The following is an 18,851-nucleotide window of genomic DNA, read 5'->3' as shown; positions in this document are numbered from 1 at the left end:
AGTTCCCCGCGCCCCTCAGGCAACTCCAGCGCCTCCGGCGTGCAAGGAGCGGGCCCGCACATCCAGCCCCTCCGGCGTTTGAGGAGCGGGGTCCGGGGCGGAGCCCCGAAAGCGGGGGGCGGGGCACAGCGAACGTAACCCACCCACACCAGGCGGGGGTACCGGGGGCGGAGCCCCCGTAAGCGGGGTGCAGGGGGTGCAGGGGCGCAGCCCCGCCCGGGGGTCCGGGGGCGCAGCCCCCGGGAAAACCACCCTCACCCCCACCCACCCCCGGAGGGTTCAGGGAAGGGGCGGGGTGGGGGGATCACCCGTCAGATCCGCTCCGCGTGCACATACGACATCGGGTAGACGATGCGCCCCTTCGCGTCGACATCGAACGCGTTCGGGTCGAACGGCAGCGTCCCCCCCGTCTCGGCCCGCTGCTTCTCGAAGTACTCACGCGTGTGGTTGGTCGTGCACAGGCTGTCCTCGATCGCGAGGATGCGCCACGTGCCCTCCAGGTTGACGCGGAAGTTGTCCTTGCTGACACGCAGCTGCTGCGGCGGCAACCCGACCAGCTCGGACTCCGCGAAGGCGAACAGGTGCAGCCGGGCGCCCGGCGCGGTCACCCGGTGCAGCGCGGCCGCGTACTTGCGCCGCTGCTCGTCGGTGAGGACGTGGTAGAGCCCGTAGTCGAGGACCGTCTCGTAGCCGCCCTCGACGCCCTCGAAGGCGGTCGCGTCCGACACGGCGAACGTCACATCGGCCCCGCGCTCACGCGCCCGCTCCTGCGCCTGCTCGATCGCGGAGGGCGAGAAGTCGAGGCCGGTGACGCGGTGGCCGCGGCTCGTCAGGTGCAGCGAGTTCTGTCCGGTGCCGCACCCCGCGTCCAGCACCTTCCCACGGAACGCGCCGGACGCCTCCAGGGCCACCACGACCGGCTGCGGCTCGGGGATGTTCCAGGGCGCGAAGTCGAACTTCATGCCCAGGCCCTCCGTCCGCACCTTCCCCGCGTACAGCGGATCGAAGTTGGCACTGCCCGCCGTGTAGACCTCGCCGCCCTGCGGTTCTTCCGTGCTCACCAGGTGCCTCCCCTTTGCGATTCGTGATGCGGTCAATCTCCCGGACCGAATCACCTCCGGACAAGCCCGGGCGGCTGATCAGACGTTCAATCGCGGGAACTCCGCGGTTGAACACAGGGCTTGACAATTCAACGAAAGAGGCGAAGGAAATGCGCCACGGGGCCGAGGAGGCCGCCCCGGCGCGGCCCGCCGATGCCCCCGGCCGCAGCCACGCCGCCCGCGCCCCACCGGCCCAGCCACGCCCCCAGGCCCCCACGCCCACCCGCAGCCACGGCCCCGCCGCGCCGACGGGCGTCACCCCGGGCGGCCGCCGCCCCCGGGGCAGGATCGGAATGCGGGGGAATTCAATTCACTCCCGGCCCATCTCTCCCGTACACGTACACGTACACATACACGCGCACGAACCCGGAATCGAGAATTAACGGCGCCCGAGAGACAGCGCGGCGCACCACGGCGTATCGCAATTACGGGAAATGCGCCCAAAAGCCCAGAACCCCGGGCCCCGGGCCCTCGAAGAAAGCCCCCGATCCCGAGCGCCCCACACCGGCCGCGCCTCCCGCTCCCCCGCCCGGCCCCCTCCGCCGTCACTCCGACCGGGTGGGTGCCACGATGCCCCCGGTGTGTCGTACGTGGAGTACGACGCCCCCGGGGGCATCCTGGTCGCGCCTGTCTGAAACGTTCCTGCAGGAACACCTCTTGGTGGGGCGGGTGGGACTCGAACCCACGACCGACGGATTATGAGTCCGCTGCTCTAACCGGCTGAGCTACCGCCCCTAACGGCGCGTCGCGCACATTTGTGCGCGCCGTCTGCCGCAGCATAGCCGCTCATACGATCTCCTGCCTCGGATGGTCGGCAACGCACGACCACCAGGACCCCGTCGCGGCCCGCCCGGTTCCCCCGGGCATGAAAAAGGACCCTCAAGGGGTCCTTTTTCACTGCTCTCCCGACTGGACTCGAACCAGTAACCTGCCGGTTAACAGCCGGCTGCTCTGCCAATTGAGCTACAGGAGACCGAGCTCCCCCGACTGGACTCGAACCAGTAACCTGCCGGTTAACAGCCGGCTGCTCTGCCAATTGAGCTACAGGGGAATGTCTCGTTGCATCGAACGTACCTACCCCGAGTGTCCCCGGGCGGCGTGCGCTCGCTGCGACACATACATTAGCGCAAGCAGGGGGGTGCTCCGCCAATCGGTTCCGCCCCGGGTGATCACGGGGCTGCGCGGGTAGGCGCAGCACACGACGCCACAGCGACGTCAGACAGACGCCACAGAAGGGTGACCGCCATGCGCTACCGGCTCACGTTCGCCGTCGGACTCGTCGTCGGGTACGTGCTCGGGACCCGGGCCGGACGCGAGCGGTACGAGCAGCTGAAGAAGTCCGCCCGGCAGGTCGCCCAGAACCCGGCGGTCCGCAACACCGCGGAGTCGGCCGCGCAGAACGGCCGCGCGTACGCGGGCAAGGCGTTCCACGCGGTGAGCGAGAAGGTGTCCGAGAAGGTCGGGGACGGCGTGCCGGAGTCGGTCGCCAAGCGGGTGCGGGCGCTGCGCGAGCGCGGCCAGGGCTCCGCCGAGGACGACTGGGGCACCAGCAACACCTGACGGACGCCGCCCGCCGGCAAGACCTGACCGCCGCGGGGCCCCGGTGGCCCCCGGCGTGATGCAGAATCGTGCGCATGGGGATAGTCGCCGGGCTGGACAGCTCTTCCGCCTTCACACGCATCGTCGTCTGCGACACCGACACCGGTGCCGTGCTGCGGCAGGGGTACGCCCCGCATCCCGTCGACCCGAAGGCCACCGAGGTCGATCCGCAGGCCTGGCTGCTCTCGCTCGGCGAGGCCGCGGCGGGCGGGCTGCTCGAAGGCGTGCAGGCCATCGGCGTGGCCGCCCAGCAGCACGCGCTGATCGCACTCGACGGGCAGGGCGCTCTCGTACGGGCGGCGCTGACCGGCAACGACAAGCGCGCCCAGGCCGGTGCGGCGGATCTGACCGACGCGCTCGGCGGGCGCGAGGCGTGGGCCAAGGCCGTCGGCTCTGTGCCGCAGGCCGCCCAGGCCGTGGCGAAGCTGCGCTGGCTGGCCCGTACCGAACCGGAGTCCGCCCAGCGCACCGCCGCGATCGTGCAGGCGCACGACTGGCTGGTGTGGCAGCTGCTCGGCCGTCCGGCCCGCCGCACCACCGACCGGGGCGCCGCCTCCGGCACCGGCTACTGGTCGGCCGCGACCGGCTTCTACCGCCCCGACCTCGTCGAGCTCGCGCTCGGCCACCACGTCGCGCTCCCCGAGGTGCTCGGCCCCTCCGACGCGGCCGGGACCACCCCCGAGGGACTGCTGATCTCGGCCGGCACCGGCGAGACGATGGCCGCCGCGTTCGGGCTCGGTGTCGGGCCCGGCGACGCGGTCGTCTCGCTCGGGGCGTCGGGTTCCGTCATGGCCGTGCACCACGAGGCGCTGGCCGACCCGGCCGGGATGATTACGTCGTTCGCCGACGCCACCGGCCGCCATCTGCCGGTCGTGCATACGAGCAACGCGGTACGGACGCTGCGCGGCACGGCGGAGATGCTCGGCACCGAGAGTCTGGAGGAGCTCTCCGCCCTTGCGCTGAAGTCCACTCCGGGCGCCTGCGGGCTCGTTCTGCTGCCGTATCTGGAGGGCGAGCGCACGCCCAGGCTGCCGCACGCGGCCGGCACGCTGGCGGGGCTGCGGCGCGAGTCGATGAAGCCCGAGCACCTGGCGCGGGCCGCCTTCGAGGGCATGCTCTGCTCGCTGGCGGACGCCCTCGACGTGCTGCGGCTGCGCGGGGTCGAGGTGCGGCGGGTCTTCCTGCTCGGGGCGGCGGCCGAACTGCCCGCCGTGCAGGCGGCGGCGCCCGCGATCCTGGGCACGCAGGTGGTCGTGCCGCAGCCCGCCGAGTACGCGGCGCTCGGCGCGGCCCGGCAGGCGGCCTGGGCGCTCGGCGTCTCGCAGGGCACCCTCGCCGCGCACACCCCGCCGGCCTGGCAGGGCGCGGCCGCGCAGGTCTTCGAGCCGGGCGAGGAGCTGCCCGTGGGGCAGGCGGTGCGCCAGCAGTACATCGCGACGCGCGACGAGATCCACCCGGGCGCGTTCGACACGGGAGCCTGAGTTCGACACAGGAACCTGAGGCGGCGCTTCCGGTCAGCGGAGGCGGAGAATCAGCCGTACGGGGTGATATCCGGCGTGTTGTCTTGACTACGCCGGAGGTCCGCCCTTGACTCATCCTTTTGACTCGCCCTTGGCTTAATCGCTTGAGGTTCCAGGGGTGGAGTGTCGCAAGATGGGGGTCGAACCCCTCGATCTTGCCGACCCGGAGAGCCTCCACGTGCTCATACGACTCCTGCGGACCCATCTGGTTCCGTACAAGAAACCGATCGCGCTCCTGGTGCTGCTGCAGCTGCTCCAGACCTGCGCGACCCTCTATCTGCCGACCCTGAACGCCGACATCATCGACAACGGTGTCGTCAGCGGGGACACCGGCTACATCCTGGAGTTCGGCGGCATCATGATCGCCGTCAGCCTGGTCCAGGTGGTCTGCAACGTCGGCGCCGTCTACTTCGGCGCACGCACCGCGTCCGCCGTGGGCCGGGACATGCGGGCGGCCGTCTTCGGGCGCGTCCAGTCGTTCTCCGCGCGCGAGGTGGGCCACTTCGGGGCGCCGACCCTGATCACCCGGACCACCAACGACGTGCAGCAGGTCCAGATGCTGACGCTGATGTCGTTCACGCTGATGGTGTCCGCGCCCATCATGTGCTTCGGCGGCATCATCATGGCGCTCGGCCAGGACGTGCCGCTGTCGGCGGTGCTGCTCGCCGTGGTGCCGGTGCTGGGCATCTGCGTCTCGCTGATCGTGCGCAAGATGCGGCCGCTGTTCCGCACCATGCAGACCCGCCTGGACACGGTGAACCGCGTGCTGCGCGAGCAGATCACCGGCAACCGTGTGATCAGGGCGTTCGTGAAGGACGACTACGAGAAGAACCGCTTCAAGGGCGCCAACACCGAGCTGACGGACGTCTCCCTGGGCACCGGCCGGCTGATGGCGCTGATGTTCCCCACGGTCATGACGGTGGTCAACGTCTCCTCCGTGGCCGTGGTGTGGTTCGGCGCCCACCGGATCGACAGCGGCTCCCTGCAGATCGGCCAGCTCACCGCGTTCCTCACGTATCTGATGCAGATCGTGATGGCCGTGATGATGGCCACGTTCATGTTCATGATGGTGCCGCGCGCCGAGGTCTGCGCCGAGCGCATCGAGGAAGTCCTCTCCACCGACACCAGTGTGGTCCCGCCGCTCTCGCCGGTGCGCGAGCTGCGCCGCAGCGGCCATCTGGAGGTCCGCGGCGCCGACTTCACCTACCCGGGCGCCGAGGAGTCCGTCCTGAACGGGGTGGACCTGGTGGCCCGCCCCGGCGAGACCACCGCGATCATCGGGTCGACGGGCAGCGGCAAGTCGACGCTGCTCGGGCTCGTACCGCGGCTGTTCGACGTGACGGACGGCACGGTCCTGGTCGACGGCGAGGACGTGCGCGGAATCGATCCCGTACTGCTCGCCAAGACCGTGTCGATGGTGCCGCAGAAGCCGTATCTGTTCTCCGGGACGGTCGCCACCAATCTGCGCTACGGCAATCCCGACGCCACCGACGACGACCTGTGGCACGCCCTGGAGGTCGCCCAGGCCAAGGAGTTCGTCTCCGAGCTGGAGGGCGGGCTCAACGCGCCGATCGCTCAGGGCGGCACCAACGTCTCCGGCGGCCAGCGCCAGCGGCTCGCGATCGCGCGGACCCTGGTGCAGCGCCCGGAGATCTACCTCTTCGACGACTCGTTCTCGGCGCTCGACTACGCGACGGACGCGGCCCTGCGGGCGGCGCTGCTGCACGAGACGCGCGAGGCGACCGTCGTGATCGTTGCCCAGCGGGTCTCCACGATCCGCGACGCCGACCGGATCGTCGTCCTGGACGAGGGCCGGGTCGTCGGCACCGGCCGCCACCACGAACTGATGGCCCAGAACGAGACGTACCGGGAGATCGTGCTCTCCCAGCTGACGGAGGCCGAGGCGGCATGAGCGGAAACATGGCCCGGATGATGGGCCAGGGCGACGGCAAACGCTCGATGGACTTCAAGGGCTCCTCGAAGCGGCTGCTGCGGCAACTCGCGCCGGAGAAGGGCACGCTCTACGTGATGGTCGTCGCCGCGGTGCTCAGCGTGGCGCTGTCGGTGGTCGGGCCGAAGATCCTCGGCAAGGCGACCGACCTGGTCTTCGCGGGCGTCGTCGGCCGGCAGATGCCGGACGGGACGACCAAGGAGCAGGCCCTCGACCGGCTGCGCGAGAAGGGCGACGGCTCTCTCGCCGACATGCTCTCCGGGGTGGACTTCACCCCCGGCCACGGCATCGACTTCGGCTCGGTCGGCAGCGTGCTGCTCTTCGCGCTCGCGGTGTACGTGGGCGCGGGGCTGATGATGCTGGTGGCGACCCGGCTCTCCAACCGGGCGATCAACCGCACGGTGTTCCGGATGCGCGAGCAGGTGCAGGCGAAGCTGTCGCGGCTGCCGCTGTCGTACTTCGACCGCGCCAAGCGCGGCGAGGTGCTCAGCCGCGCGACCAACGACATCGACAACATCTCGCAGACGATGCAGCAGACGATGGGCCAGCTCATCAACTCAGCTCTCACCATCGTCGGCGTGCTCGCGATGATGTTCTGGATCTCGCCGCTGCTCGCCCTGGTGGCGCTGGCGACCGTACCGCTGTCGGTGGTCGTCGCGACGAAGATCGGCAAGCGGTCGCAGCCGCAGTTCGTGCAGCAGTGGAAGACCACGGGCCGGCTCAACGCGCACGTGGAGGAGATGTACACCGGGCACACCCTGGTGAAGGTCTTCGGGCGCCAGGAGGAGTCGGCGCGGCAGTTCGACGAGCAGAACGAGGCGCTGTACGAGGCCGGGTTCAAGGCGCAGTTCAACAGCGGTGTGATGCAGCCGCTGATGATGTTCATCTCGAACCTGAACTATGTGCTGGTCGCGGTCGTCGGCGGGCTGCGGGTCGCCTCCGGCGCGCTGTCGATCGGCGATGTGCAGGCGTTCATCCAGTACTCGCGGCAGTTCTCGATGCCGCTCACGCAGGTCGCCTCGATGGCGAACCTGGTGCAGTCGGGGGTCGCCTCCGCCGAGCGGATCTTCGAGCTGCTCGACGCGGACGAGCAGGCGCCGGAGCCGGACGCGAAGTCGGCCGAGCGGCCGGTGGAGCGGCGCGGCGCGGTGACGCTGGAGAAGGTGGCGTTCCGCTACGACCCGCAGAAGCCGCTCATCGACGACCTGTCGCTGAAGGTCGAGCCGGGCCAGACGGTCGCGATCGTCGGCCCGACCGGCGCGGGCAAGACCACGCTGGTCAACCTGCTGATGCGGTTCTACGACGTGACGGACGGGCGGATCACCCTGGACGGGGTGGACGCGGCCCGGATGTCGCGCGAGGAGCTGCGCTCGGGCATCGGCATGGTGCTCCAGGACACCTGGCTGTTCGGCGGCACCATCGCGGACAACATCGCGTACGGGGCGTCGCGGCCGGTCACCCGCGAGGAGATCGAGGAGGCGGCGCGGGCCGCCCACGCGGACCGGTTCGTACGGACGCTGCCGGACGGCTACGACACGGTGATCGACGACGAGGGTACGGGGGTGAGCGCGGGCGAGAAGCAGTTGATCACCATCGCCCGGGCGTTCCTGTCCGACCCGGTGATCCTGGTGCTGGACGAGGCGACGAGTTCGGTGGACACCCGGACCGAGGTGCTGATCCAGAAGGCGATGGCGCGGCTCGCCCACGGGCGGACCTCGTTCGTCATCGCGCACCGGCTGTCCACGATTCGCGACGCCGACGTCATCCTCGTGATGGAGAACGGGTCCATCGTCGAACAGGGCACGCACGACGAGCTGCTGGCGGCGGACGGGGCGTACGCGCGGCTGTACGCGGCGCAGTTCGCGCAGGCGGTGGCAGAGGTCGACTGACAGTGGGGCGGGGCCGTCGACGGCCCCGCCTGCTCAGTCCAGGTAACCGCGCAGCTGGTCCGCGAACGCGTGGTCGCGGAGCTTGTTGAGCGTCTTCGACTCGATCTGGCGGATCCGCTCGCGCGTGACGCCGAAGATGCGGCCGATCTCCTCCAGCGTGCGCGGGCGCCCGTCCGCGAGCCCGTAGCGCAGCTGGACCACCTTGCGCTCGCGCTCGCCCAGCGTGGACAGCACCGCCTCCAGGTGTTCGCGCAGCAGGAGGAAGGCCGCGGACTCCACGGGGGACGCCGCGTCGCCGTCCTCGATCAGGTCGCCGAGCGCGACGTCGTCCTCCTCGCCCACCGGCGCGTGCAGCGAGACCGGCTCCTGGGCGAGCCGCAGCACCTCGCTCACGCGCTCGGGCGCCAGGTCGAGTTGTGCGGCCACTTCCTCCGGCGTCGGCTCGTAGCCGCGCTCCTGGAGCATCCGGCGCTGGACCCGGACGACCCGGTTGATCAGCTCCACCACATGGACGGGGACGCGGATCGTACGGGCCTGGTCGGCCAGCGCACGGGACATGGCCTGGCGGATCCACCACGTCGCGTACGTGGAGAACTTGTAGCCGCGCGCGTAGTCGAACTTCTCGACCGCGCGGATCAGTCCGAGGTTTCCCTCCTGGACCAGGTCGAGCATGGTGAGACCACGGCCGACGTAGCGTTTGGCGACGGAGACGACCAGGCGCAGGTTCGCCTCGATCAGGCGGCGTTTGGCCATCCGGCCCATGACCACCAACTTGTCGAGGTCCACGGCGAGTTGGGAGTCGGGGTCCGGGGTGTTGCCGAGCTTCTCCTCGGCGAACAGGCCGGCTTCCACCCGGCGGGCGAGCTCGACCTCCTCGACGGCGGTGAGCAGCGGGATACGGCCGATCTCACGCAGGTACTGCCGGAAGAGGTCGGATGACGGGCCGCCGGTGTCCGCCCGCCCGGGCACCCTTTCGGGCGGCTCCGGTACGTCCACCACGTCGTCGACGAGCTCGACGGCGGGCGCTTCGGCTTCGGGGTGGAGCACGGCCCGGGTCTGCGGGGGCACGGTGGCCATGACGTCGTTGTCGGTCAGGGTCTGGGTCTGCACGGGGGCGACCTCCAGGGTGATCGCTGCCGGATCGGGGGCGTGCGGCAGCGGGACGGGGGCGGCCGGGCCGCTGTCCGTCCCGTACACGATGAGCGGATCCGCGGGGGTGAGGTACCCACCTTCGGTGGGCCGGCCGCGCTCCGAGGACTCAGGCACCGCACCCCAGTGTGGGGTAAGACACATCTCCGCCACGAGGGGCGTGCGGTGACTTTTTGAAGCCGGTCCGTGACCGGTCGGTTACCCGAGCGGCAGTGGCTCGCGCCGCGCTGTTACGGGTTCGGGTACCCCGGGGCGGGTCGGGCAAGCGGTCCGGGGCGCCCGGGACGGGCCCCGCGACGGCCTCAGAGGGCTTCGGATCCCCGGTTGCGCAGCGCCTGGCCGTACTGCTGGAGGACCCACAACTCGTTCTGTACGGCGGCCAGTCGCTCCGGGTCGCCGTTCTGCCCGAGGCGCGCCAGGGTGCCCTGGATGTCGAGGAGGCGGCGGTCGACGGCCCGGCGGCGGACGGCGACCAGCTGCTCGCCCGCGTACGCCTCGTCGACCACGCGTGCGTGGATGGCCTCCACGGCGAGCTCGGTGACGAGCGCGCGGACTGTGTCGTTGGGGGCCGAGTCCATGACCGCCGGGAGGTAGTCGGAGGGCGCGTCCGTGGCGCCGCCCGCGTCCATGACGCACTGGCGCACCGCCGCGTACGGAGGAGCTGTGAACTCGTCCACGCCGTACGCGTCGAAGGCCGGGGAGACCAGGTGCGGGTACTGGAGGGCGAGCTTGAGGAGCTCGCGCTCGGTGCGGTGGGCGGGGCTGCGCAGGTTCAGGGCGGGGCCGGAGGGGGCGGCGGACGGGGCCTGCGCCTCCCCGTACCCGCGGCGGCGGTCCGGGGCCGGTCCCTTGCCGCCCCGGTCGCGGGCCCAACGGGCCAGCTGGCCCACGCGCTTGACCACGAACTGGGTGTCCAGGATGCCGAGGATGCCGGCCAGCTGGACGGCCACCTCGTGCTGGGAGGCGCTGTTCTTGATGCGGGCGACGATCGGGGCGGCCTCGTCGAGGGCGGCCGCGCGGCCGGCCGGGGTCTCCAGGTCGTACCGCTGCACGATCTGGCGGATCGCGAACTCGAAGAGCGGGGTGCGGGGCTGGACCAGGTCCGCGACCGCCTCGTTGCCCTTGGCCAGCCGCAGGTCGCAGGGGTCCATGCCGTCGGGGGCGATGGCGATGTAGGTCTCGGCGGCGAACTTCTGGTCGTCCTCGAAGGCGCGCAGGGCGGCCTTCTGGCCCGCCGCGTCGCCGTCGAAGGTGAAGATCACGCGGGCCGAGCCGTTGTCCATCAGGAGCCTGCGCAGGATCTTGATGTGGTCGCCGCCGAAGGCCGTGCCACAGGTGGCGATGGCGGTGGTGACCCCGGCCAGGTGACAGGCCATCACATCGGTGTAGCCCTCGACGACCACCGCGCGGCTGGACTTGGCGATGTCCTTCTTGGCCAGGTCGATCCCGTACAGGACCTGCGACTTCTTGTAGATCGCCGTCTCGGGGGTGTTGAGGTACTTGGGGCCGTTGTCGTCGTCGCGGAGCTTGCGGGCGCCGAAGCCGACCACTTCGCCCGAGACGTCGCGGATCGGCCACATCAGCCGGCCGCGGAAGCGGTCGATGGGGCCGCGGCGGCCCTCCTGGGAGAGCCCGGAGAGGGTGAGCTCCTTGTCGCTGAAGCCCTTGCCGCGCAGGAAGCGGGTGAGGTGGTCCCAGCCCGCCGGGCTGTAGCCGACGTCGAAGTGGGCGGCGGCGGCCTGGTCGAAGCCGCGCTCGGCGAGGAACTTGCGGCCGATCTCGGCCTCGGGGCTGGTGCCGAGCTGCTCGATGTAGAACTGCGCGGCGATCTTGTGCGCCTCGACCAGGCGGATGCGCTCACCGCGCTGGTGGGAGGGGTTGTAGCCGCCCTCCTCGTAGCGCAGGGTGATGCCCGCGGTGGCGGCCAGGCGCTCGACGGCCTCGGAGAACGACAGGTGGTCGATCTTCCGGACGAAGGCGATCGTGTCGCCGCCTTCCTGGCAGCCGAAGCAGTGGAAGAGACCCTTGCTCGGGCTGACCTGGAAGGACGGGGACTTCTCGTCGTGGAACGGGCAGAGGCCCTTGAGGTTGCCGCCGCCCGCGTTGCGCAGCTGGAGGTACTCGGACACGACGGCGTCGATCGGGACCGCGTCCCGGACCGCCTTCACGTCGTCATCGTTGATCCTGCCTGCCACGGGTGAAGTCTACGGTGCGGGGCGGACACTCCCGGGGCGCGATGGACGGCCTCCCCGGCCGGGGGTCCGGGGGTCGCCCCTCCGGGAATCGCAGCCGGGGCTGCGGTGACGGTCAGGACTGGTCGGGCACGAGGTCCTCCAGGGGCACGGACGGGTCCGCGAGCCGGTCGGGGTCCACCTGGACGCCCTTCGTTCCTGCCCTGATCAGGCTCTGAATCGCCTCTGTGACGTCCCACACATTCACGTTCATCCCCGCGAGGACCCGCCGCTCCTTCAGCCAGAAGGCGATGAACTCGCGCTTGCCCGCGTCACCCCTGAGCAGCACCTGGTCGTACGAACCTGGGGGCGCCCAGCCCGAGTACTCCAGGCCCAGGTCGTACTGGTCGGAGAAGAAGTACGGCACGCGGTCGTAGCTGACCTCCTGGCCCAGCATCGCGCGCGCGGCGGCCGGGCCGCCGTTGAGGGCGTTGGCCCAGTGCTCCACGCGCAGCCGGGTGTCGAGCAGCGGAGTGCCCCAGAGGGGAAAGGGAGTGGCGGCCACGTCACCGGCGGCGAAGATGTCCGGGTCGGAGGTGCGCAGCGAGGCGTCCACGGCGATCCCGCCGCCGTCGGCCCGGTCGACGAGGGCGAGCCCCGCGTTCTCGGCGAGCGCGGTGCGCGGGGCGGCGCCGATCGCGGCGAGCACGTCGTGCGCCGGGTGCTCCTCGCCGTCGTCGGTGCGGGCGGCCAGGACCATGCCGTCCTGGCCGGCGATCTCGGTGAGCCTGGCGCCGAAGTGGAAGCGGACGCCGTGCTCGGCGTGCAGATCGGTGAAGATCTGGCCGAGCTCGGGGCCGATGACCTGGTGCAGCGGGGTCTGCTCGGGCTCGACGACGGTGACCTCCGCCCCGTATCCGCGCGCGGCGGCGGCGACCTCCAGGCCGATCCAGCCGGCCCCGGCGATCACCAGGTGGCCGTTGTCGCGGCCGAGGGCCTTGAGCATGTTGCGCAGCCGCTCGGAGTGGGCGAGGCGGCGCAGGTGGTGGACGCCGGCCAGGTCGGTGCCGGGGATGTCGAGGCGGCGGGGCTCGGAGCCGGTGGCGAGCAGCAGCTTGTCGTAGCCGATGAGGGTGCCGTCGCCGAGCCGGACGGTCCTGGCCGCGCGGTCGATGGCGGTGACGGTCTGGCCGAGGTGGAGCTCCACGTCGTTCTGCGCGTACCAGGCGGGCTCGTGGACGAAGACGCTGTCGCGCTCCTCCTTGCCGGAGAGGAACCCCTTGGACAGGGGAGGCCGTTCGTACGGGTGCTCCCGCTCGTCGCCGATGAGGATCACCCGGCCGTTGAACCCCTCGGCGCGCAGGGTCTCGGCGGCCTTGGCCCCGGCCAGTCCTCCACCGACAATGACAAATGTCCGGTCTGCGTCGACCACTTGATGCCTCCTCGTTGCTCAACCGCCATCTGTGAGCGTCCCGCACGGAGCGTGATGGGGGAAGGGGGCTTGCTCCGTTGGGGGCGCCGAGTGGCCGGGCTTCATCCGTGCGTCATACGTGCGTCGTACGTGGGCGAAAGCGCCTTCCGCAGTGCCTCATCCGCGCCGGGCGGTGAGTCTGGCGTGCAGGGACAGGGCCGCCGCGTCGGTCAGGGACGCGATCTGGTCGACGATGACCCGTTTGCGGGCGCGGTCGTCGGGGGCGGCCGCGAAGAGCGCGCGGAACTGCGGGTCGAGCCCCTCCGCCGGGGCGCGCGCGGTGAGCGCTTCGGCCAGTTCGGCCAGAATGATGCGCTGGTCGGCGCGGAGCCGCTCCTGCTCGTCGCGCTGCATCACATAGCGGTCGGCCACCGCCTTGAGCACCGCGCACTCGTTGCGCGTCGCACGCGGCACGACCAGCTCCGCCCCGTACCTGGTGAGCCGCCCGGAGCCGTGGTGCTCTCGGGTCGCACTCTCGGCCGCCAGGCAGAACCGGCCGATGAGCTGGCTGGTGGCGTCCTTGAGGCGGGCCTGGGCGACCGCCGAGCCGTCGTACCCGTGCGGCCACCACTCCTCGTCGATCAGCCGGTCGAGCGCGTCCGCGAGCTCCTGCGGGGCGGTGTCCGCCGGCACGTACCGCCCGACCGCCACGCGCCAGATGTCCTGCCGCTCGGGCTCGGAGAAGAGCAGGCTGGGGTCGATGTGGCCGGCGTGCAGCCCGTCCTCGAAGTCGTGGACCGAGTACGCCACGTCGTCCGCCCAGTCCATGACCTGGGCCTCGAAGCACTTGCGGTGGGGCTCGGAGCCCTGGCGCACCCAGTCGTAGACCGGCAGGTCGTCCTCGTAGACCCCGAACTTCCCGGACTGCGGGTCGGTGGGGTGGCCGCCGCGCGCCCAGGGGTACTTGGTGGCCGCGTCCAGGGCGGCCCTGGTGAGGTTGAGGCCGACGCTGACGGGCTCGCCGGTGCCCTCACCGTGCATGAAGCGCTTGGGCTCCAGACGGGTCAGCAGGCGCAGCGACTGCGCGTTGCCCTCGAAGCCGCCGCAGTCCTTGGCGAAGTCGTTGAGCGCCTGCTCGCCGTTGTGCCCGAAGGGCGGGTGGCCCATGTCGTGCGAGAGGCAGGCCGCCTCGACGAGGTCGGGGTCGCAGCCGAGGGCGAGGCCGAGCTCGCGGCCGACCTGGGCGCACTCCAGGGAGTGGGTGAGCCGGGTGCGCGGGCTCGCGTCCCACAGCTGGCCGGTCACGCCCGGCGTCACGACCTGCGTCTTGCCCGCCAGGCGGCGCAGCGCTCCGGAGTGCAGCACGCGCGCGCGGTCGCGCTGGAAGGCGGTGCGGCCGGGCCGTTTGTCTGGCTCGGCGGCCCACCGCTCGACGTCGGACGGGCCGTACCCGGGGTGGTGTGCTGCGATGCCTTCCATGCACCGACAGTAAACGGAACCACTGACAACCGGGGCAGGGCGGCCACTCAGGCCGTGGCGAGTTCGCGGTGCGGGGTGGAGAACGGGGCTGCGGCGAGTGCCTGGTCGTAGCGGGTCAGGACGAGGCGGGCGACGGCCGGGTGCGCGCCGAGCGGGGCCGCGGCGACACCGCGCGCGTGGGCGGCGCTCTGCGTGGCGAACCGGCCGGGCGCGGTGAAGTACGACGCGATCGCGACCCGGTGGCGGCCGCGCGCGGCGAGCGCCCGCAGCGCCTCGGGGACGGTGGGGGCGGCGGCCGAGGCGTAGGCGGGTACCACCGGCACACCGCCGAGGCGCTCGCTCAGCATCGCGGCGGTGCGGCGGGTGTCGGCGGCCGACTCGGGGTCGCGCGACCCGGCCCCGGCGAGCACGACTCCTCCGGCGCCACGCGCGCGCGGGTCATCGTCCCACCCGGCCTCGACGAGCCGCTCGTACAGCGCCTCGACGAGCAGCGGGTGCGGGCCGAGCGGCCGTGCGACGCGGGTGCGCAGCCGGGGGGCGTCGGCGACGGCGGCCGGGATGTCCTGCTTGACGTGGTAGCCACGGCTCAGCAGCAGCGGTACGAGGACGGCGCGGCCGGCGCCGAGCTCCGCGAGCGTGGCGGGCAGCGCGGGCTCGTCGATCTCGATGTGGCCGAGCCGTACGTCGAGCCCGGGGCGCAGTTCGCGGACCAGGTCGAGCAGGGCGGTGACGGTACGCAGGGCGCGGGGGTCGCGGCTGCCGTGCGCGACGGCGACCAGGGCGGGCCGGGGAGGCCGGGCGGGGGCCGGCCGGGCGGTCGTGGGCATCGGCTTGCGGCTCCCGTTCAGTCGGACGTGGCTGAGCTGGCTGCCCAGTTGGGCGGCGATGCGGGTGACGAGTTCAGCCGTGCTGTCGAGCGGCAGCGACTGGCGGGCGGACAAGAACTGCGACTGAGTCTCCGGTTCCATCTCCGTCATGGACCGATCCTGCCGGGCCCACATTGCCATGTCGTTGCGCCGTGGTGACGAGTGTTTTCCGCCGCCTCACGGGGGCGGGGCGGCCGGTGGGATCGGGGGCTCCCCCACGACACCGGGCAGAACCGCCCGCCCCTCCCCTGCATCCGATCACTCGAACACCCGTCGAACCGCTCGAACACCGTCGAACCCAGGGGGAACCTCATGCGCCTGCCGCGCACTCGCGTACGGATCGGGCTGCCGCGCACCCGCACGGGGCGGCGCCGGGCCGTGCAGGCCGTCGCGGCGCTGTGCACCCTCGCGCTGGCGCCCGCCGCCTGGATGTTCACGGCCGCCGACGGCAAGGTCGGGACCGTGGCGCAGGCGCCCGCGTCCGGGGTCGCGGTGGTGTTCGGGGCCGGGCTGTGGGACGGCGAGCCGTCGCCGTACCTGGCGCACCGCCTCGACGCGGCGGTCGAGCTGTACCGGGCCGGGAAGGTCAGGGCGGTCCTGGTGACCGGGGACAACGGGCGGGCCGAGTACGACGAGCCGGACGCGATGCGCGCGTACCTGGTCAGGCACGGGGTCCCGGACCAGCGGGTGGTCAGCGACTTCGCCGGATTCGACACCTGGGACTCCTGTGTACGGGCCAGGAAGATCTTCGGTGTGGAGCGCGCGGTGCTGGTCAGCCAGGGTTTCCACATCCGGCGGGCCGTCGCGCTGTGCGAGGCCGCCGGGGTCGACTCGTACGGGGTCGCGGTCGACGCCGTGCATGACACCACCTGGTACTACGGCTCCACCCGCGAGGTGTTCGCGGCGGGCAAGGCCGTCCTGGACGCCGCTTTCAAGCCCGATCCGCGTTTCCTCGGGCCGAAGGAGAGCGGGGTGGCGCGGGCGCTGGCCGACGGACGGTGAGCCAGTCGCCGCCGGGCAGCGGTGTGCCGTGCGCCCGCAGCTCCCGGGCCAGTGGGGCCGCCGCCGGATAGACCCAGGCGCGGGCGGTGGCCCCGCCCGGCAGCTCGACGGTCCGCGCCACCCGGTCGTACAGGTTCCGGGGATCGCCCGGCCCGTAGCACTCCTCCAACTGGTCGAGCACCCGCAGGACTTGGCCGTACGCCTCGGGGAGCGGCGCGATCAGCCACAGACGGTCCGCAGGTGAATCGCCGCGCTTCCGGCGGAGCGGTGGCGGCGCTATGGACACCACCTGTCATGTACCCCTAAAACTGATGGGGCATCAGCTCTACCCGAGCCGACCCCCCATGACCGAGGAGCCCGATGAGACCGACACGGAACGCATCGCGCCTCACCACCGCCGGGATAGCCGTCGCGGCCGGTGCCATGCTCGCCGCCGCGCTCGCCCCCGTCTCCGCCGTGGCCGAACCCCGGCCTCAGGTCCCCTCCCGTGACACCGCCGTCCGCGACGCCGACAGCGCCGTCGGCGCGCACGCGGACGCGCTCGCGGTGACCGCCGCCCAGGGCACGTCCGTACGGGACGTGATCGTGGACGCCGACGGCAGCCGGCATGTGCGCTACGACCGCACGTACCGCGGACTGCCCGTGCTCGGCGGCGACTTCGTCGTCCACCTCTCCCCCACCGGGGCCTATCGCGGCGCCGACCGGGCGGTGGCGAACGACCTCGCCGTGCCGACCATCGCCCCCGCGCTCTCCGCGCCCCGCGCCGCCGGCCTCGCCTCCGCGGAGCTGCGCGCGGCCCACCAGGGCCTGAAGGGCCTGACCGCCAAGCCCGAGCTCGTCGTCGACGCGCTGCACGGCACGCCCAAGCTGGCCTGGCGCACCCGGACCGCCGCCCGCGACTCGCTGGGCAACCCGGTCGCGCGCGTGGTCCTCACCGACGCCCGCACCGGCGCCCGCATCGACGCCTGGGACTCCATCGAGACCGCGGCCGGCGACGGCACGTCGCTGTACAGCGGGACCGTGCCCCTGGAAACCACGCTGTCCGGGTCCTCGCACCAGCTCAAGGACCCCACCCGTGGCAACACCTACACCGGTGACGCCCAGAACAAGACGGACCTGTGCTTCTTCGGCATCTGCTTCGTCCGGGCGCCCGCCGTGCTGTTCACGGACGCCGACAACCACTGGGGCACCGGCGCCAACACCGACCGCTCCACGGCCGCCGTGGACGCCCAGTACGGCACCAACACGACCTGGGACTACTACAAGAACGTCCACGGCCGCAACGGCATCGCCGGTGACGGGAAGGGCTCGTACAACCGCGTCCACTACGGCAGCAACTACAACAACGCCTTCTGGGACGACAGCTGCTTCTGCATGACGTACGGCGACGGCGACGGCACCACGTTCGGGCCGCTCGTCGCCCTCGACGTGGCCGGGCACGAGATGTCGCACGGCGTCACCTCCAAGACCGCCGCCCTCACCTACTCCGGTGAGTCCGGCGGCCTCAACGAGGCCACCAGCGACATCATGGGCACCATGGTCGAGTGGTACGCGGCCAACGCCGGCGACCAGGGCGACTACCTCATCGGCGAGATGATCGTGAAGCCGGGCTTCGGCAAGCCCGCCCTGCGCTTCATGGACAAGCCCTCGACCGACACCAAGTCGGCGGACTGCTGGTACTCGGGCGTCGGCAACCTCGACGTCCACTACTCCTCCGGAGTGGCCAACCACTTCGCCTATCTGCTCTCCGAGGGCAGTGGCGCCAAGGTGATCAACGGCGTCTCGTACAACAGCCCCACCTGCAACGGCTCCACGGTCTCCGGCATCGGCCACGACAAGGTCGGCAAGATCTGGTACCGGGCCCTGAGCGTCTACATGACGTCCTCCACCAACTACGCGGCCGCCCGCGCGGCGACCCTGAACGCGGCGAAGGACCTGTACGGCAGCGGCAGTGCGGAGCAGAACGCGGTCGCCGCCGCCTGGTCGGCGGTCGCCGTCGGCTGACCCGGCACCCCGCTCCCCCGTTCGTACGCCGGGCTCAAGCGGCGTACGGACGGGACTCCTTGGCGTCCCGCAGCGTCCGCCCCCACCAGCCGAGCTGGCCGAGGAGCCGCTTGACGGCCGCCTCCGGCTCGGTGGGCTCGCGCAGCTCGCCATCCGGCTCGAAGAGACCGCGGGCGTGGTGGAAGCTGACCGTGTCCCGGACCGTGACCGCGTGCAGCTCGGCGAAGACCTGGCGCAGGTGCTCGACGGCCCGCAGACCGCCCGACATCCCGCCGTAGGACACGAAGCCGACCGGCTTGGCCTGCCACTGGACGTAGTGCCAGTCGATGAGGTTCTTGATCGAGGCGGGGAAGGAGTGGTTGTACTCGGGGGTGAGGACGAGGAAGGCGTCGGCCCGCGCCAGCTTGGGCGTCACGGTGTCGAGGACCGCCTTGACGGGCGGCGCCGGATCGTACGAGAGCGAGGTCGGCAGGGCGGTCTCGGCCAGGTCGATCAGCTCGACCTCGAAGTCGTCGCGCTCACGCAGCCGGTCGAGCAGCCACTTCCCGACGACCGGGCCGAAGCGGCCCTCGCGGTTCGAGCCGATGATCACGGCGAGGCGGAGCGGGGCGGTGGAAGCGGCGGCGGGGGGCTCCGTGCCGGGAGCGGTGGTGATGTCCATGCCGAGGAGCTTCACACCTCGACTCAGCTTCAGGTCAACCCCACTCGTA

14 protein-coding genes and 3 tRNA genes are annotated in these 18,851 nt (G+C 71.6%); 6 read left to right on the top strand and 11 right to left on the bottom strand.

Going from position 1 to position 18,851, the window contains the following annotated elements; all coding sequences use genetic code 11:
* Positions 1–311 precede the first annotated feature (311 nt).
* The 4 genes from ACZ499_RS19740 to ACZ499_RS19725 all read right to left on the bottom strand — a co-directional run bounded on the left by ACZ499_RS19740 (position 312) and on the right by ACZ499_RS19725 (position 2,151).
* Positions 312–1,061, bottom strand: a complete 750-nt coding sequence (locus ACZ499_RS19740) for a class I SAM-dependent methyltransferase (protein WP_385550365.1) — start codon at positions 1,059–1,061, stop codon at positions 312–314.
* 697 nt (positions 1,062–1,758) lie between these two features.
* Positions 1,759–1,835, bottom strand: a tRNA-Ile gene (locus ACZ499_RS19735).
* 165 nt (positions 1,836–2,000) lie between these two features.
* A tRNA-Asn gene (locus tag ACZ499_RS19730) sits at positions 2,001–2,073 on the bottom strand.
* Positions 2,074–2,078: 5 nt separating this feature from the next.
* Positions 2,079–2,151, bottom strand: a tRNA-Asn gene (locus ACZ499_RS19725).
* A gap of 194 nt (positions 2,152–2,345) precedes the next feature.
* Here ACZ499_RS19725 and ACZ499_RS19720 point away from each other — a divergent pair.
* The 4 genes from ACZ499_RS19720 to ACZ499_RS19705 all read left to right on the top strand — a co-directional run bounded on the left by ACZ499_RS19720 (position 2,346) and on the right by ACZ499_RS19705 (position 8,059).
* Positions 2,346–2,660, top strand: a complete 315-nt coding sequence (locus ACZ499_RS19720; RefSeq protein WP_385542480.1) for a YtxH domain-containing protein — start codon at positions 2,346–2,348, stop codon at positions 2,658–2,660.
* A 74-nt stretch (positions 2,661–2,734) separates the two neighbouring features.
* On the top strand, positions 2,735–4,180 hold the full coding sequence (locus ACZ499_RS19715) for an FGGY family carbohydrate kinase (protein WP_385542478.1): 1,446 nt from the start codon (positions 2,735–2,737) through the stop codon (positions 4,178–4,180).
* Positions 4,181–4,397: 217 nt separating this feature from the next.
* On the top strand, positions 4,398–6,131 hold the full coding sequence (locus ACZ499_RS19710; protein ID WP_468676824.1) for an ABC transporter ATP-binding protein: 1,734 nt from the start codon (positions 4,398–4,400) through the stop codon (positions 6,129–6,131).
* Complete coding sequence (locus ACZ499_RS19705) at positions 6,128–8,059, top strand: ABC transporter ATP-binding protein (protein WP_468676540.1); 1,932 nt, start codon at positions 6,128–6,130, stop codon at positions 8,057–8,059. Before ACZ499_RS19710 ends, ACZ499_RS19705 begins: the two co-directional genes overlap by 4 nt.
* Positions 8,060–8,092: 33 nt before the next feature.
* On the opposite strand, the gene ACZ499_RS19700 is transcribed toward ACZ499_RS19705, so the two are convergent.
* The 5 genes from ACZ499_RS19700 to ACZ499_RS19680 all read right to left on the bottom strand — a co-directional run bounded on the left by ACZ499_RS19700 (position 8,093) and on the right by ACZ499_RS19680 (position 15,246).
* Complete coding sequence (locus ACZ499_RS19700) at positions 8,093–9,325, bottom strand: RNA polymerase sigma factor (RefSeq protein ID WP_468676538.1); 1,233 nt, start codon at positions 9,323–9,325, stop codon at positions 8,093–8,095.
* Positions 9,326–9,510: 185 nt separating this feature from the next.
* Complete coding sequence (dnaG, locus tag ACZ499_RS19695) at positions 9,511–11,403, bottom strand: DNA primase (protein ID WP_468412174.1); 1,893 nt, start codon at positions 11,401–11,403, stop codon at positions 9,511–9,513.
* A gap of 112 nt (positions 11,404–11,515) precedes the next feature.
* A complete protein-coding gene (locus ACZ499_RS19690) occupies positions 11,516–12,811 on the bottom strand; it encodes an NAD(P)/FAD-dependent oxidoreductase (protein ID WP_468676535.1) in 1,296 nt (431 codons plus the stop codon).
* 156 nt (positions 12,812–12,967) lie between these two features.
* Positions 12,968–14,269, bottom strand: coding sequence for a deoxyguanosinetriphosphate triphosphohydrolase (locus ACZ499_RS19685; RefSeq protein WP_468676533.1), 1,302 nt, complete (start codon positions 14,267–14,269; stop codon positions 12,968–12,970).
* Between the two features lie 47 nt (positions 14,270–14,316).
* A complete protein-coding gene (locus ACZ499_RS19680) occupies positions 14,317–15,246 on the bottom strand; it encodes a sirohydrochlorin chelatase (RefSeq protein WP_468676531.1) in 930 nt (309 codons plus the stop codon).
* A gap of 201 nt (positions 15,247–15,447) precedes the next feature.
* Here ACZ499_RS19680 and ACZ499_RS19675 point away from each other — a divergent pair, with 201 nt between their 5' ends.
* Positions 15,448–16,137, top strand: a complete 690-nt coding sequence (locus ACZ499_RS19675; protein WP_468676529.1) for a SanA/YdcF family protein — start codon at positions 15,448–15,450, stop codon at positions 16,135–16,137.
* Here the strand turns inward: ACZ499_RS19675 and ACZ499_RS19670 are convergent.
* On the bottom strand, positions 16,067–16,423 hold the full coding sequence (locus tag ACZ499_RS19670; RefSeq protein ID WP_468676527.1) for a gamma-glutamylcyclotransferase family protein: 357 nt from the start codon (positions 16,421–16,423) through the stop codon (positions 16,067–16,069). The two genes, ACZ499_RS19675 and ACZ499_RS19670, sit on opposite strands and share 71 nt — an antisense overlap.
* Positions 16,424–16,497: 74 nt before the next feature.
* Here ACZ499_RS19670 and ACZ499_RS19665 point away from each other — a divergent pair, with 74 nt between their 5' ends.
* The gene (locus tag ACZ499_RS19665) at positions 16,498–18,141 is read left to right on the top strand and encodes a M4 family metallopeptidase (protein ID WP_468676526.1); all 1,644 of its coding nucleotides are present in this window, start codon (positions 16,498–16,500) and stop codon (positions 18,139–18,141) included.
* 34 nt (positions 18,142–18,175) lie between these two features.
* On the opposite strand, the gene ACZ499_RS19660 is transcribed toward ACZ499_RS19665, so the two are convergent.
* Entirely contained in the window at positions 18,176–18,802 is a 627-nt protein-coding gene (locus ACZ499_RS19660; protein WP_468676525.1) for an NADPH-dependent FMN reductase, read from the bottom strand.
* Positions 18,803–18,851 lie beyond the last annotated feature (49 nt).

It is taken from the genome of Streptomyces sp. NPDC031265 (assembly GCF_055570295.1).
This window is presented reverse-complemented; position numbering and strand designations above follow the sequence as displayed.

What these genes read in the sequence shown, in the direction of transcription:
- ACZ499_RS19680 (WP_468676531.1), bottom strand. Translation starts at nt 15,246, where the DNA reads ATGACGGAGATGGAACCGGAGACTCAGTCGCAGTTCTTGTCCGCCCGC.
- ACZ499_RS19675 (WP_468676529.1), top strand. Translation starts at nt 15,448, where the DNA reads ATGCGCCTGCCGCGCACTCGCGTACGGATCGGGCTGCCGCGCACCCGC.
- ACZ499_RS19665 (WP_468676526.1), top strand. Translation starts at nt 16,498, where the DNA reads ATGAGACCGACACGGAACGCATCGCGCCTCACCACCGCCGGGATAGCC.
- ACZ499_RS19715 (WP_385542478.1), top strand. Translation starts at nt 2,735, where the DNA reads ATGGGGATAGTCGCCGGGCTGGACAGCTCTTCCGCCTTCACACGCATC.
- ACZ499_RS19685 (WP_468676533.1), bottom strand. Translation starts at nt 14,269, where the DNA reads ATGGAAGGCATCGCAGCACACCACCCCGGGTACGGCCCGTCCGACGTC.
- ACZ499_RS19660 (WP_468676525.1), bottom strand. Translation starts at nt 18,802, where the DNA reads ATGGACATCACCACCGCTCCCGGCACGGAGCCCCCCGCCGCCGCTTCC.
- ACZ499_RS19705 (WP_468676540.1), top strand. Translation starts at nt 6,128, where the DNA reads ATGAGCGGAAACATGGCCCGGATGATGGGCCAGGGCGACGGCAAACGC.
- ACZ499_RS19720 (WP_385542480.1), top strand. Translation starts at nt 2,346, where the DNA reads ATGCGCTACCGGCTCACGTTCGCCGTCGGACTCGTCGTCGGGTACGTG.